The sequence below is a fragment of the Methylobacterium sp. D54C genome (assembly GCF_053345595.1).
Genome location: NZ_JBKFAK010000020.1, coordinates 77,322 through 92,366, shown reverse-complemented (window position 1 = coordinate 92,366; position 15,045 = coordinate 77,322). Strand labels below are relative to the sequence as shown.

The window sequence follows — 15,045 nt, the reverse complement described above, 5'->3', positions numbered from 1 at the left end:
TCGCGGGCTGGCATCAGCCCCGTGGGCCGCCGTTCCGCTCCACGTCGCACCGGGCAGGTTCGCCATGACCCGGCATGACCTGACGCCGCCAACCACCCGAGGAACCGCGCCGCGGGGCATGCCTCACCCTGTGCCGAACCTCAGGATGAACCGTGCCCCCGCGATCGTCGAACCCCGGTTCGCTTCGCCAAGCGCTGAGGTCCCGCCAATCCGGGGACTTCCAGGCACGCCACCGGCGAGGTTTGCCCGCCGTCGCTCCGCCACTGGGGGCGACGCCCAGCCCTAATCCCCATAGGCCCGCCCGCCATCCCGCGGGTTCGTCCATCCAAGACTTTCGTACGCCTCGCGGCGACCGAAACTCTTCAGGATCTGCCGTTCCGCTTTGGGGCACAAATCCGGGAAAGCGGACGCTCGGCAAATGGCTGAAAATGGCCGAAAGCAGAATGTCTGCTGCGGAGGTGGTCAACCGTCAGAGCGGACATCCTTCTACCGACCCAACACAGCCCAAGAGCTTCTTAAAAAAACGGGGGTTGGCGGGTTGAGCATTGTCGGCAACACCCCTTCTTCCGGATAGCCTCCGGGTCAAGATTGCGATTGACCTGTTCATGCGTGAAAGCGGGACAAGGTAGAGAGCGACGACGGCTGCTGTGCTCCCATCGCCGAGCATCCAGCCCGAAAGCGTCGCGCCCTCGCCGACAAGGGCAGCAAAGGGCGTAGCTTAATTGCGACGTCACGGCGTGCGATCCCGGAACCCGCAGACGACGACACAGACCGACGCAAGCGATTGGCGGCCCCGCGAGCTGTATGGTATTCGGAACGGATGTCCGAAGCTCTCGAGATTGCCCACGGTGATTTCGGCCGTGTGGCCCTGCTCGACATGGACCGCGGCCTCGTCCGGCACGCGCATCATCACTGCCACGTCCTGTTGAAGGTCGAGGGCGACGACACGCAGTTCCTGGTCGGCGAGCGCGTGGTCCGCCTCACCGACGAACAGGCCGTCCTCATCAACGCCTGGGAAACGCACGCCTACCTGCACGATCCCAACCGCGACAAGGCGATGATCCTCGCGCTCTACATCGAGCCGGCCTGGCTCGGCGCGTTCCGGAACAACTGGGCGGCGAGCGGCGCTCCGGGCTTTTTCGAACAGCCGGTCGGCCTGATCACGGCGCGGATCCGGCAGCTCTCGCGCGATCTCGCGGCCGAGATGGTCTATGCCCCGGCATCTCGCCACATCCGCGAGACTCTGTTGCCGGACCTGATGATCGCCCTGATCGAGCGCTTCACCGCGTGGCGTGAGGCCGGGGATTCCTTGAGGGCGGCAAGCCGCAACCGCGACTGGCGCGTGCAGCGGGCCATCGCCCGGATCCGGGCAGAGCCTGGAACCGGCGACGGCATCGACGCGCTCGCCCGCGAAGCCGGGCTCTCGCGGGCGCATTTCTATCGGTTGTTCGAGCAGACTACCGGCGCCTCGCCGAACGTCTTCAAGAACGCCATCCGCCTCGAGTGCGCGGTCCGGGCCATCGTCGATACCGACCAGGGACTGACGGATCTCTCGCTCGGGCTCGGCTTCTCCACGCCCCCGCATTTCTCGCGCTTCTTCCGCGACCATGTCGGCGTCCCGCCGAGCGTCTTTCGCACCATCGTGCGCCGCGCCGCCCTACCGCTCGCCTGAGCGCCGCCAAGCACCGGCAATGTTTTTGAGACGTTTGGGTAAGTCGTGAGACGCGGCGGGATCCTCCTCCGCCCGCGACGCGATGCATCCTCCCCGGACCAGGCCTGCAAGAGCCTTGGACGAGGAAGCGAACGTTGGGCATCGAGCACATCCCGTTCGTCGGACGGTCGGTCGAGCGCGTCGAGGACGCGGGCCTGCTGTCGGGACGCGGGCGCTACATCGACGATCTGGGCACGAAGCCGGGCACGCTGCACGTGGCCTTCCTGCGCTCGCCCCATGCTCACGCCGACATCCTTGCAATCGACGCCGCCGCCGCACTGGCATTGCCGGGCGTGGCGGCCGTCCTTACCGGACGCGACCTCCTCGACATCACCACAGGCCTCGTCCCGGCCGTCCGCGCGGCGGTGGATGCCCGCGCCATCGCGGTGGACCGGGTGCGCTATGTCGGCGAGCCGGTCGCCATCGTCCTGGCCACGGATCGCTACGTCGCCGAGGACGGCTGCGACCTGATCGAGGTCGATTACCGGCAGCGCCCTGCCGTCATCGATCCGCTCGCCGCGCTGGCGGGCGATGCGCCCGTTCTGCACGAGGGCGTCGGCGCCGACCAGGTCAGCGACCGCGCCTTCCGCTACGGCGATCCCGAAGCGGCCTTCGCCGAGGCCAGGCACACCCTGGCGGTGACGGTCCGCTACCCGCGCAACACCGGCTCTCCGATGGAGACCTACGGCGTCGTCGCCGAGTACGACCCCACCGACGACAGCTACGACGTGCTCGCCAACTTCCAGGGGCCGTTCAGCATCCACGCCGTGGTCGCCCGGGCGCTCAAGGTGCCGGGCAACCGCCTGCGCCTGCGCACGCCCCCCGATTCCGGCGGCAGCTTCGGCGTGAAGCAGGGCGTCGCGCCCTACGCCGTCCTGGTTGCGGCCGCGTCACGCAAGGTCGGGCGCCCGGTCAAGTGGATCGAGGACCGGCTGGAGCACCTCGCGGCCTCGGTTTCGGCGACCAACCGCGTGACCACGCTGACGGCCGCCTTCGACGACGACGGCCGGGTCTCAGCCCTCGATTGGGATCAGGTCGAGGATTGCGGCGCCTACCTGCGCGCCCCCGAGCCCGCCACGCTCTACCGGATGCACGGCAACATGACCGGCGCCTACGCGATCCGGCATGTGCGGATCCGCAACCGGGTGGTGCTGACCAACAAGACGCCGACCGGGCTGGTGCGCGGCTTCGGCGGCCCGCAAGTCTACTATCCCCTGGAGCGGCTGATGCAGCGCATCGCCGTGACGCTCGGCCTCGATCCCCTCGACGTGATCCGCCGCAACCTGATCCCGGCCGACGCCTTCCCCTACCGCACGGCCAGCGGCGCCCTCTACGATTCCGGTAACTACCAGCTCGCCCTCGATGTGGCCGCCCGGGACGGCGGGCTCGACGAGCTCGTCCGGCGGCGCGCGCAGGCCCGGGCCGACGGCCGGCTCTACGGAATCGGCTACACCGCCGCCGTCGAGCCTAGCGTCTCCAACATGGGCTATATCACCACGGTCCTGACCGCCGCCGAGCGGGCCAAGGCCGGCCCGAAGAACGGGGCGCAGTCCACCGCGACCATCACCCTCGATCCCGTCGGCTCCGTGACCGTGCAGGTCGCCTCCGTGCCGCAGGGCCAGGGCCACCGCACCGTGCTGGCCCAGGTGGTGGCGGACGTGTTCGGCATCGCCCTCGACCAAGTCCGGGTCACGGCCGACCTCGACACGGCCAAGGACGCGTGGTCGATCGCCTCGGGCAACTATTCGAGCCGCTTCGCTGCCGCGGTGGCGGGCGTGGCGCATCAGGCGGCGACGCGCCTGCGGGACAAGCTCGCGGCGGCGGCGGCGGCCCAGCTCAACGCACGTTCGGACGATCTCGTCTTCGCCGGCGGCCGCGTCAGCGTCCGCGCGAACCCGGATGCCTTCCTGCCCTTCGCGCGCGTCGCCGCGACCGCCCACTGGTCGCCGGGCCTGCTGCCGGACCTGGACGGGACGCCGATCCGCGAGACGGCCTTCTGGACGCCGCCGCAGCTCACGGCGCCCGACGAGGCGGATGCGGTCAACTCCTCGCTCTGCCACGGCTTCATCTTCGATGCCTGCGGCGTCGAAATCGATCCGATCACCGGGAAGATCCGGATCGACCGCTACGTGACCATGCACGATTGTGGGCGCATCCTGCATCCCGGCATGGTCGAGGGGCAGGTGCGCGGCGGCTTCGCGCAGGCGCTCGGCGCGGCCGTCTACGAGGAGCTGGCCTACGGCGAGGACGGCGCCTTCCTCTCCGGCACGCTGGCCGACTATCTGCTGCCCACCGCGACGGAGATGCCGGACCTCACGGTCCTGCACGTGGAGAGCCCTTCGCCCTTCACGCCGCTCGGCGCCAAGGGCGTCGGTGAGGGCAATTGCATGTCGACGCCGGTCTGCCTCGCCAACGCGGTGGCGGACGCCCTCGCCCTCGACGCGATCGACCTGCCGCTGACACCGGCCAAGCTCGCGGGCCTCGCCGCCCGCCGCGACGAGCCGGCGCCGCCTCCCTGCCTCGCCGCCCAGGCCCAGCCGGCGGCCAAGCCGGGTGACCGCACCCTGCGCGGCGAGGGCTCGGCCGCCGTCGTCGCCCCGCCCGAGACGGTGTGGTTGATGCTGCTCGATCCGGATGTTCTCGCCTCGGTCATCCCGGGCGCGCACGGCGTGCGCCGCCTCTCGGAGACCCATTTCACCGCCGACGTGACCCTCGGCGTCGGCCCGGTGAAGGGCCGCTACAAGGCCGACATCCGCCTCTCCGACCTCGACGCGCCGCGCGCGGCGACGCTCGGTGGCACGGTGACGGGGGCCCTCGGCAACGGGGGCGGCACCGGCCGCATCACCCTGGAACCGGACGGGTCCGGCGGCACCCGCATCGTCTACCGCTACGAGGCGGCGGTGGGCGGCAAGGTCGCGGCGGTGGGCGGGCGCCTCCTCGACGGCGCGGCCCGCGTGATCATCGGCGGCTTCTTCTCCGCCCTCGCGCGGCGGGCGGGCGGAACTGCGAACGGCCCCGGCCTGCTGCGCCGCCTCCTCGCCCGGTTGGGGATCTCGGCATGAAGCCCGCACCCTTCGCCTATCTCCGCGCGGAAAGCCTCGACGAGGCCCTCGACGCCCTCGGCCGGCACGGTGGCGAGGCCCGGATCGTGGCGGGCGGCCAGTCGCTCCTGCCGATGCTGAACATGCGGCTGACCAAGCCCGCGATCCTCGTCGATGTGATGCGGATCGAGGCCCTGCGCGAGCCGGTGCGGGAGCGCGGCGCCCTCGTGATCCCGGCGGGTGTGCGCCAAGCGATCCTGCTCGACCGGCCGGGGCTCGCCGACGATCTGCCGCTGCTTGCCGCGGCTCTCCCCTGGGTCGGGCACATCCAGACGCGGGCGCGGGGCACCCTGTGCGGCTCGGTCGCCCATGCCGATCCGAGCGCCGAGATCCCGCTCTGCCTCGTGGCGCTGGAGGGGGAGATCCGGCTCCGCACACGCAAGCGCCGTCGCAGCATGCGCGCCGAGGACTTCTTCACCGGCATGATGGTGACGGAGCGCGGCGACGACGAGATGATCGAGGCGATCGCCTACCCGACCCGCGCGGCGGGGAGCGGCTATGCCTTCGCCGAGGTCGGGCGGCGCCATGGCGACTTCGCCATCGTCGCCTGCGCCGCCGTGGTGGATGCCCGGCGGATGCGGCTCGCGGTCGGCGGCGTCGCCGACCGGCCCACCGCGCGCGACTTCCCCCACCTCGACGGCTCCGCCCTCGACGACGCCCTCAACGCCTTCGCCTGGGAGCTCGGCGCGGGAGAGGACCTCCACGCCACCGCCCGCTACCGCCGCGACCTCGTGCGCCAACTCGGCCGCCGGGTCCTGGAGCAAGCCCGACAGGAGAGCCTCCGATGCAGCTAGACGCGCAACAGCGCCATCGCGTGCGCTTCACCCTAAACGGCGCGCCCGCCGAATGCGAGGCCGAGTCGCGCACGCTGCTGACCGACGCGCTGCGCCACGGGCTCGGGCTCACTGGCACACATGTCGGCTGCGAGCACGGCGTCTGCGGGTCCTGCACGGTGTCGATCGACGGCGTGCCGGCCCGGGCCTGCCTGACCCTCGCGGTCGGCGTCGAGGGCTGCGACTTGCGCACCGTCGAGGGGCTCGCGCCCGAGCCCGGCCGGCTCGGCGTGCTACAGGCCGCCTTCCGGCGCCACCACGCCCTGCAATGCGGCTTCTGTACCGCCGGGATCCTGATGTCGCTGGACGCCTATCTGCGCCTCAAGCCCGACGCGGGCCGAGCGGAACTCACCGAGGTGATCGGCGGCCATCTCTGCCGCTGCACCGGCTACGCCCCCATCGTGGCGGCGGCGCTCGAAGCGGCGGCGATTCTGCGCGGCGACGCGCCCATCGAGACACACCAGGGGGAGACGGCCCATGCTTGACCTCGGCACCAGCTTCCTCGCGAGCGTCTCGCGCGACCCGCAGGCGCTCGCCATCGTGGATGGCGAGACGCGCCTGACCTACGCCGAGTGGTACGCTCTGATCTCCGCGACGGTGGCGGGGCTCGACCGGCTCGGGCTGGAGCCCGGCGACCACCTCGTCACGGTGCTGCAGAACCGGCTGGAGGCGGCGACGCTGCACTGGGCCTGCCAGTTCGCGGGGATCGTGCTGACGCCCATCAACTGGCGCGCCAAGCCCGACGAGATCGACTTCGCGATCGAGAATTCCGATGCCGAGGCGCTCGCCTACGAGGAGGTCTCGGCCGCCGCCGTCCGGGCGAGTGCTGCCGCGCGGGCGCTGCCGCGCATCGCCGTCGGCCACACCACCGGATCCGGGACGATCGCCTTCGCCGCGCTCACGCAAGGGGAGGCGGTCCCCGCCAAGCCTCGCGTCGGCGCGGAGGCGACTTCGCTGATGCTCTACACCTCGGGCACCACGGCCAAGCCGAAGGGCGTACCTCGCCGCCATCGGGCCGAGCGCGCCGCCGCCCTCGCCCATGTGGCGCAGAACCTCTATGCGCGTGGGGAACGCACCCTCGGCGTCATGCCGCTCTACCACACGATGGGGGTGCGCTCGCTCATCGCGATGTCGCTGATCGGCGGCGCCTTCATCTGCCTGCCACGCTTCGATGTGGCGGGCGCGCTGCGCCTGATCGCCGCCGAGCGTGTGACGAACCTCTACCTCGTGCCGACCCTCTACCACGACCTCGTGCACCATCCGGACTTCGCGGGGACGGACACCGCCTCGGTGCGCAAGCTCGGATTCGCCGGAGCGCCGATGACCGACGGCCTGCTCGCCAGGCTGACGGAGGCGTTCCACCCGGACCTCTTCGTCAACCATTACGGCTCGTCGGAGGTTTACACCTTCACGATCAACCAGGACGCCGCCCGTAAGCCGGGTTCGGCCGGGCGCGCTGGGCTCAACACGATGGTCCGCGTGGTGCCGCTCGGCGCCTCGGACCCCGAGGCCAACGCCGCCCCCGGCGAGGAGGGCGAGATCGCGGTGATCGCGCGCGGCGACGAGGCCTTCGAGGGCTATTGGCGCCGCCCCGAGGCCGACGCCAAGGCTTTTCGCGGCGGCTGGTACTTCACCGGCGACACGGGCTTTGCCGACCCGGACGGCGACATCTTCGTCACCGGACGGGTGGACGATATGATCATCACCGGCGGCGAGAACGTCTCGCCGGTGGAGATCGAGAGCTGCCTCTCCCTCCATCCGAGCGTCTCGGAGGTCGCCGTGGTCGGCCTCCCCGACGAGCGCTGGGGCAAGCGCGTCACCGCCTTCGTCAAGCGCCGCGACGCGACCGACGGCCCCGCCCTCGACGCGCATTGCCGCGCGGCCGGCCTGCCGAGCCACAAGCTCCCGCGCGCCTACGTCTTCGTTAACGATATCCCCAAATCGCCGGTCGGCAAGCTTCTGCGCCGCCGGCTCGTGGCCGGCGAGTACCAGCCCGAACCCGCCGGCGAGCCCACGGCCGCCGCGTGACCCGGCCCGAACCCTCCCGCCCCCTTTGGAGAAGAGAGACAAGATGACCGACGATCCCAGCTTGACGAACCTCGACGGCTTCCGCGTCGAGATCGATCCCGCCCGCGAGCGCGCCGACGTGATCCTGAATCGGCCGCCGATGAACGTGATCTCGATGCCCCAGCGCGACGAGATTCGTAAGGTCTTCGAAGCGCTCGATGAGGATCCGCGGGTGCGCGTGATCGTGCTGCGCGCCGAGGGCGAGCACTTCTCCTCGGGCGGCTACATCAAGGGCTTCCTCGACGCCTCGCCCGAGCATGTCTCGAAGCTCGCCTGGAACATCGCCGCGCCCGCGCGCTGCGCCAAGCCGGTGATCGCGGCCAATCGCGGCTACACCTTCGGCGTCGGGTTCGAGATCTCGCTCGCCTGCGATTTCCGCATCGTCTCCGAGACCTGCCGCTACGCGCTCCCCGAGCAGAAGCTCGGCCAGATTCCGGGCTCCGGCGGCTCGGCCCGTCTGCAGAAGATCGTCGGTATCACCCGCACCAAGGACATCGTGATGCGCTCGAAGCGCATCCCGGGCCGGCAGGCGCTCGACTGGGGCATCGCCACCGAATGCGTGGCCGATGCCGACCTGGAGAAGGCGGTCGACGCGCTGGTCGAGGAGCTGCGCGCCTTCTCCCCGATGGCTCAGCGCACCGCCAAGAAGCTCCTCAACGACACCGAGGATTCGACGCTCGCCATCGCCATCGAGCTCGAGGGCCATTGCTACAGTCGCCTGCGGCAGTCGGATGATTTCCGCGAGGGCGTCGAGGCCTTCCACGAGAAGCGCCAGCCGAAGTTCATCGGCAGCTGAAGTCGTGGCCGACTGCGTTCGCTCACGGCCTCCGCCGTCATTGCGAGCGTCAGCGAAGCAATCCAGAGCAGCGGGACGTCTCAGAACGTGGCGTATCCCTGGATTGCTTCGCTTCGCTCGCAAAGACGGAGGGGTGTGTTTCAACGCGGTCGGCCACCGCTGATTACTTTCTACGAGACCTGAATCGCCGCTGCCAACGTGTCATTGCTTCACTTCGCTCGCAATGACAGCAGATCGATGTGAGCCGAGCCGCACCAATACTGCTCTTAAGCCCCGCTTCGCCGATCGCGCGAACGACCGCCACGCCGGCTGCAAGACCGGCGGGCGGCACTGAGGCCAGGGCCGTCCCGAGCCCGAGGGAGAGACATCATGGACGCCAGCCCGACGATGGCCGCCGCGCCGGCCTTGTTGAAACCCACCACCCGTCAGACCGCAACCGCCGCCCTGGCTTCGCTGTTCGGCTGGGGGCTCGATCTGTTCGACCTGTTCATCCTGCTCTACGTGGCGCCCGTCATCGGCGCGCTGTTCTTTCCGGCCGACAAGCCGATGCTGTCGCTCGCGGGCGCCTACGCCTCCTTCGCGGTGACGCTGCTGATCCGGCCGCTGGGCTCCGCCCTGTTCGGCACCTATGCCGACCGCTTCGGGCGGCGGCGCGCCCTGATGGTGGCGGTGATGGGCGTCGGCCTCTCGACGGCGGCCTTCGGCCTCCTGCCCACCGTGGGCCAGATCGGCTGGCTCGCCACCGCGATCTTCTTGGGCTTCCGGCTGATCCAGGGCATCTTCGTTGGCGGCGTCGTGGCCGCCTCGCACACGATCGGCACAGAATCCGTGCCCGAGCGCTGGCGCGGCCTGATGTCGGGCTCGGTCGGCGGCGGCGGCGCGGCGATTGGCGGCTTGCTCGCGTCCTTCGTCTTCTCCATCGTCTCGCTGCTCGCGCCGGGGGAGGCTTTCGCCGCCTGGGGCTGGCGGGTGATGTTCTTTTCCGGTCTTATCACCTCGGTGGTCGGGCTTATCCTGTTCCGCAACCTCGAGGAATCGCCGATCTTCCGCCAGCTTCAGGCGGAGAAGGCGGCCCGGCGCGGCGAGGCCCCGGTGGTGAGCTCTCCGGTGCGCGCCCTGTTCTCGGCCGGGCACGACCGCAGCTTCGTCCTCGCGGTAATGCTCTCCTTCGGCGGCGGCGCGGCCTACTACCTGACCTCCGGCTATCTCCCGACCGTGCTGAAGCTGGTGAACGGCCTGCCGAACGCCACCGCCTCCCTGATGCTGATCGGCGCGAGCGTCGCCGCCGCCGTCGGCGCCTGCAGCATGGGCGAGTTGAGCCAGCATATCGGGCGGCGGCGCTGCTTCCTGGTGATGGGCGCCGTGCGGCTCGTCGCCTTCCCCGTCCTGTTCCTCACGCTGGGGCAGGCCACGGATGCGGTGACGATCGCGATCTGCGCCATGCTCTTGGCCTTTGTCGCGAATGCGAGCTACGGCCCGCTACTGATCTTCCTCAACGAGACCTTCCCCACGGCGTTGCGCGCCACCGGCACGGGCTTGAGCTGGAACATCGGCTTCGCGCTGGGCGGCATGCTTCCAACACTGGTCTCGCTCACTGCCGACGGCCCCGGCCAGATCACGATGGTGCTCGCGATCGTTTCGACCCTGGTCACGCTGGTCTATCTCATCGGTGCTGTCCTGATGCCGGAGACGCGGGGCAATCTCAATCGCGGCTGAGGGCGCGCCATGTCCGACAACCCTTTCTGGGACTTCTCCCTCGCTCTCTACCGCAGGCCGGGCCTCGCGCCCGCCTGCGTCGCCCTGCAGGACGAGGGAGGGGCCGACGTCAACCTCGTGCTCTACCTGCTCTGGTGCGCGGCGACCGGCCGGTCCCTCGACGCCGGGGCGGTCCGGGCGGCGGATGCGGGCATCGCGCCCTGGCGCGAGGCGGTGGTCGAGCCGCTCCGCGCCGTCCGTCGCGCCCTGAAGGCCGAGCCGCTCGAACGCCTTGGATCCGAGGCGTACCGCGGGCGGATCAAGGCGGTGGAGCTGGAGGCCGAGCGCCTCGTGCAGGACTCGCTGTTCGTGGGCGCGCCGGCACCGGGCCCCGCTCTCGACCGGGAGCAGGCCGCGCGGGACCATCTCGGCCATTATGCCGGGCTGCTCGGGCGGCCCTTCCCGCCGGAGCCGCTACGCGTGCTTCTGGACGGGTTCGCCGGGGCTTGAAGGCTCAGGCCGAGACGATTGTGCCGGGATTCATCAGGCCCTGTGGATCGAAGCTCCGCTTGAGTGTCGCCATCAACGCCTGCTCGACCGGCGACTTGTAGCGCCGGGCCTCCTCCGTGCGGAGCTGACCGAGGCCGTGCTCGGCGCTGATCGATCCGCCGAGGTCCGCCACGATGTCATGCACGATGCGGTTCGCACCGGGGCGCAAGGCCGCCACCTCGGCGGCGCTCGCGCCTTCCGGCCCGAGCGGGTTGTAGTGGATGTTGCCATCCCCGAGATGGCCGAAGGCGAAGGGCCTGATGCCGGGCAGGGCGGCGGCCAGCGCCGCGTCGGCGCGGGCCAGGAAGGCCGGCACGGCCGCGACCGGCACCGAGACATCGTGCTTGATCCCGAACCCGGCCACCTTCTGCGCCTCGGCTTGCCCCTCGCGGAGAGCCCAGAGGCGCTGCCGCTGCGTCTCCGAGGCGGCGAGCGTCGCGTCCGAGACGATCTCCTTCTCGATGGCCACCGCCAGCGCTTCCTCCATCGGCACTGCCAGAGTGCCGGGCGCGCCCTGGCCGGTCGCTTCGATGAGGACGTACCAGGGATAACGCTCAGCGAAGGGCGAGGCGGTGCCTGGCAAGGCGACCATCACCCAGTCGAGGCATTCGCGCCGCATCAGCTCGAACCCGGTCAGGCTCTCGCCGAGATGACGGCGCGCGAGATCGAGCAGGCGGAGCGCCGCCTCCGGATCCGGCACGGCCGCGAAGGCGGTCGCCGCGTCGCGCGGGCGCGGCAGCAGGCGCAGCACCGCCGCGGTGATGATCCCGAGCGTCCCCTCCGCACCGATGAAGAGCTGCTTGAGGTCGTAGCCGGTCGCGTCCTTGCGCAGGCCGCGTAGGCCGTCCCAGATCTGCCCGTCCGGCAGCACGACCTCTAGGCCGAGGGCCATGGCACGAGCATTTCCGTAGCGCAGGCACTGCGTGCCCCCCGCATTGGTCGAGAGGTTGCCGCCGATCTGGCAAGAGCCCTCCGAGGCAAGGCTCAGGGGGAAGAGGCGGTCGGCCTCCGCCGCCCGCGCCTGCACCTCGGCCAACGTCATCCCGGCCTCGACCGTGATCGTGTCGTTGACCGGATCGAGCGCGCGCAAGGCCCGCATCCGCTCCAGGGAGACGATCACACAGCCCGGCCTCGTCGGCTGAGCACCGCCCGCGAGGCCGGTATTGCCGCCCTGCGGGACCATCGCGACCCCGGCCTCCGCGCAGGCCGAGACGGTCGCGGCCACCTCTGCCGTCGAGCCGGGCCGGACGACGACACTCGGCGGCGCCTTGAAGGCCCCACCCCAGGACTCGCCGTAGCGCGGACCCGCCGCCTCCACGAGGCCCTGGGCACCGAGGATCGCGTCGAGCCTGTCGCGGAGCTGCGCCGGTAGCCCCGCTCCCATTCCGGCGTCGGACATCACCGTCACCCGGCCTGCGAGGATGTCGCGTGGAGGGGCAGCGCGCGTCCCGCCGCATTCTCCTCGCCGGCCACCACTTCGGGCAGATGGCCCGGTCGGTCCTCCCCGGTGAAGCCGCGCAGCAGGTGCGTGACGGTCATCACCACGATCGGGATCGACACCGCGACGTAAGTGTTGTCGATGCCGAAGGGGTTGCCGAGCAGGAACCAACCGATCGTCAGCACGAGAGAGGCCAGGATGCTGATGAGGGCGCCGAGGCGCGTGCCGAACCAGGGCGCGTAGAACAGCAGCAGCACCAGCACGGCGAGGGTCGCGCGAAGGGCTTTGGCGAGGAAGGTCACCTTGACCACGTCGGGCGCCAGGATCGCGAAGGGCAGCGGAATCAGCCCGACCACCACCGTCGCGATGCGCACGAACATGAGAGAGCGCTGGCTGTCGCCGCGATCCTTGAACAAGGGCTGGTAGAAATCCTTGAACAGGAGCGTGGCAGTCCCGATGCTCACGGCGGAGATCGTCCCGAAAAGGGAGCCGGCGAGCCCCGCGACCACGAAGGCGGCGGTGAGGGTGTCCATCCGCGCGATGACGCTTGGGAAAGCCTGGAGCGGCGGGATGTTCGGCGAGAGTACCGCGGCGCACAGGCCGATGCCGGCGGCCAGCAGGCTGAATCCGATCAGCAGGACCGCGGAGTAAAGGCTCGCCCGCTGCGCCTTGGGGCCGTCGCTGACCGTGCTGATTGCCTGGATCACGTACTGGGTCGAGAAAATCGCGCCGGTCGCCGCGATGAACCAAGCCATAATCTGCGACCAGCCGACCGTGCTCGCCTTGAACATCTGCGCGGGCAGCCGCGCCTGCAGCTCGCCCATCCCGCCCACTTGGTTCAGGGCGAACACGAAGGCGATGACGATGCCGAGATACTTGACCAGGGCGTGCAGCACGTTGGTGTAGATCACCGAGCGCATGCCGCCGACCGTCACGTAGAGGACTGCCACGATCCCCGTGATGACGATCGCCAGGGTGCGGTCGATACCGAGGATACTGGACAGGACGGCGCCGCCGCTCGTGTAGACCGAGATCGCCACGATCTGGATCGCGAAGATCATGATCGCGGAGGTCGCGACCTTGACCTTCGGCCCGTAGATCCGCGACAGCGCGCCGGAGATCGTGTTCTCGCCCAAGGCCTTGAAGCGTCGCGCGAGCAGCATCGAATAGAGGACGAATCCGATCCCGAGGACGGCGAGGCTCCAGGCCCCGGAGATGCCGTGGCTGTAGGCCAGCTGCGCCGTGCCCATGCTCGCCGTGGTGCCGATGAACTCGGACATCAGCAAGAAGCCGATCAGGATGGCGGGGAAGGTCGTGCCGCCCGAGGTGAAGCTCTTCGCACTGTTCGCATAGCGTTTCGCCGCGAAGCTGATCACGCCGAGAACGGCCATGTAGAGTCCAGTCAGGGACAGTACGGTCCAACTTGCCTGCATGATCGCCTCCTCAGTGGCCGAAGGTCGGCAGGGGGCCTTCCGGCAAGGCTCCGCAGCCTGCCGGGTGGCGGTCGTCTACGCTCGTCATCGGTGTTCCTCCGGATCGGGCGGCTCGGCGACCTCGTTGGACCGGTAAGGTCGTGGGTGCCGTTGACCGCGCCATGCTTTCAGGTGGTGATGCCCTCAGTGCGCGCCTCCGCGACGGAGGTGGACCCGCTCTGGGCGAGGGCGAGGCGCAGTTCCTCCTCGAAGAGGCGGGCGACGTGGTCGCCGCCCTCCTCGCCGAGGGCGCCGTAGCCGAACAGGAAGGCGCGGCCCGCGAACGCCGCCTGCGCGCCCCGGCGCAGCGCCCGCAACAGGTCGAGGCCGTTCATCATGCCGCCATCGACGATCAGGCTGGTCCGGCCGCCGACGCGCGCTGCGATCTCGCCGAGCGCGTCGATCGAGGCCGGCGCCGCGTCGAACTGGCGACCGCCGTGGTTGGACACCACGATGCCGTCGACACCGAGCGACACCGCCTTCTCGGCATCGTCCGGATGCAGCAGGCCCTTGACCAGGAAGGCGCGCGGCCACGCTTCGCGCAGGCGGGCCACCGTCTCCCAGGTCATCGGGCCGGTCATCTTCCGGAAGACGTAGCTCGCGAGATCCGCCGTGCTCGCCGTCTGGCCGGCATAGGCGAGGAAGTTCTCGAACCGGGGTTGCCCGTGGCGCAGCATGGCCAGGCCCCATTGCGGCGCGCGGGCGACGTCGAAGGCGGTACGCAGGGTCGGCCGGAAGGGCACGACGAGGCCGTTGCGCACGTCGCGGGTGCGCTTCGAGCGCACCGGCACGTCCAGGGTGACGACGAGGGCGTGGGCGCCAGCCCGCTCGGCGCGGGCAACGAGGTCGAAGGAGACGGCGTGGTCGTTCTCCGGCACGCCGTAGAGCTGGTACCAGAACACGTCCGGCGCCAACGCGCCGACACGCTCGATCGTGGTGTTGGCCACCGTCGACAGCACGTAGGGGATGCGGGCGCGCTGCGCGGCGCGGGCCAGCGCCTCATCGACGCCTGGCCAGAGCAGCCCGGCGAGCCCCATCGGCGCCACGCCGAAGGGCGCGCGGTAATCCCGCCCGAACAGCTGTACCGCGGTATTGATCCGGGACATGTCGAGCCCGAGACGCGGCGTGATCGCGATGGCGTCGAGGGCGGCGCGGTTGCGGGCGAGGCAGAGGTCGTCGCCGACCCCGCCGGCCACAAAATCGTAGGCGAAGCGCGGCGTGCGGCGGCGCGCCCGTGCCATCAGGTCCGCCACCGTAGGGTAGCGACGGCGCAGGAGGGCCGCCCGCCCGTCGAGGCCGCCGCTGCCCCAGCCGGCGGCGCGGACGGGCGCCGTGCCCCGCTCCGCGACGGCCTCGGCGACGCTCGGATGTGTCGCCGTCACG

Annotated in this window: 11 protein-coding genes; 8 read left to right on the top strand and 3 right to left on the bottom strand. The window is 70.4% G+C overall.

The window, feature by feature from the left end; all coding sequences use genetic code 11:
* Positions 1 to 820: 820 nt before the first annotated feature.
* From ACLBYB_RS26020 to ACLBYB_RS25985, 8 genes are all read left to right on the top strand, one after another.
* Entirely contained in the window at positions 821 to 1,672 is an 852-nt protein-coding gene (locus ACLBYB_RS26020; RefSeq protein WP_447700525.1) for a helix-turn-helix transcriptional regulator, read from the top strand.
* Positions 1,673 to 1,806: 134 nt separating this feature from the next.
* Complete coding sequence (locus ACLBYB_RS26015; protein WP_447700524.1) at positions 1,807 to 4,773, top strand: xanthine dehydrogenase family protein molybdopterin-binding subunit; 2,967 nt, start codon at positions 1,807 to 1,809, stop codon at positions 4,771 to 4,773.
* A complete protein-coding gene (locus ACLBYB_RS26010; protein WP_447700523.1) occupies positions 4,770 to 5,606 on the top strand; it encodes an FAD binding domain-containing protein in 837 nt (278 codons plus the stop codon). The genes ACLBYB_RS26015 and ACLBYB_RS26010 overlap by 4 nt, the downstream gene beginning before the upstream one ends.
* On the top strand, positions 5,597 to 6,130 hold the full coding sequence (locus ACLBYB_RS26005) for a (2Fe-2S)-binding protein (RefSeq protein ID WP_447700522.1): 534 nt from the start codon (positions 5,597 to 5,599) through the stop codon (positions 6,128 to 6,130). Before ACLBYB_RS26010 ends, ACLBYB_RS26005 begins: the two co-directional genes overlap by 10 nt.
* Positions 6,123 to 7,673 carry an AMP-binding protein gene (locus tag ACLBYB_RS26000; protein ID WP_447700521.1) on the top strand — a complete coding sequence of 517 codons (1,551 nt, stop codon included), beginning with the start codon at positions 6,123 to 6,125 and terminating at the stop codon, positions 7,671 to 7,673. Before ACLBYB_RS26005 ends, ACLBYB_RS26000 begins: the two co-directional genes overlap by 8 nt.
* Positions 7,674 to 7,716: 43 nt before the next feature.
* Entirely contained in the window at positions 7,717 to 8,508 is a 792-nt protein-coding gene (locus tag ACLBYB_RS25995; RefSeq protein ID WP_447700520.1) for an enoyl-CoA hydratase/isomerase family protein, read from the top strand.
* 369 nt (positions 8,509 to 8,877) lie between these two features.
* Positions 8,878 to 10,224 carry an MFS transporter gene (locus tag ACLBYB_RS25990; protein WP_447700519.1) on the top strand — a complete coding sequence of 449 codons (1,347 nt, stop codon included), beginning with the start codon at positions 8,878 to 8,880 and terminating at the stop codon, positions 10,222 to 10,224.
* A gap of 9 nt (positions 10,225 to 10,233) precedes the next feature.
* On the top strand, positions 10,234 to 10,713 hold the full coding sequence (locus ACLBYB_RS25985; protein ID WP_447700518.1) for a TIGR02444 family protein: 480 nt from the start codon (positions 10,234 to 10,236) through the stop codon (positions 10,711 to 10,713).
* Between the two features lie 4 nt (positions 10,714 to 10,717).
* On the opposite strand, the gene ACLBYB_RS25980 is transcribed toward ACLBYB_RS25985, so the two are convergent.
* The 3 genes from ACLBYB_RS25980 to ACLBYB_RS25970 all read right to left on the bottom strand — a co-directional run bounded on the left by ACLBYB_RS25980 (position 10,718) and on the right by ACLBYB_RS25970 (position 15,044).
* The gene (locus tag ACLBYB_RS25980) at positions 10,718 to 12,151 is read right to left on the bottom strand and encodes an FAD-binding oxidoreductase (protein ID WP_447700517.1); all 1,434 of its coding nucleotides are present in this window, start codon (positions 12,149 to 12,151) and stop codon (positions 10,718 to 10,720) included.
* A gap of 5 nt (positions 12,152 to 12,156) precedes the next feature.
* On the bottom strand, positions 12,157 to 13,623 hold the full coding sequence (locus ACLBYB_RS25975) for a sodium:solute symporter family protein (protein WP_447700516.1): 1,467 nt from the start codon (positions 13,621 to 13,623) through the stop codon (positions 12,157 to 12,159).
* Between the two features lie 167 nt (positions 13,624 to 13,790).
* Positions 13,791 to 15,044, bottom strand: coding sequence for an alpha-hydroxy acid oxidase (locus ACLBYB_RS25970; protein WP_447700515.1), 1,254 nt, complete (start codon positions 15,042 to 15,044; stop codon positions 13,791 to 13,793).
* Position 15,045 lies beyond the last annotated feature (1 nt).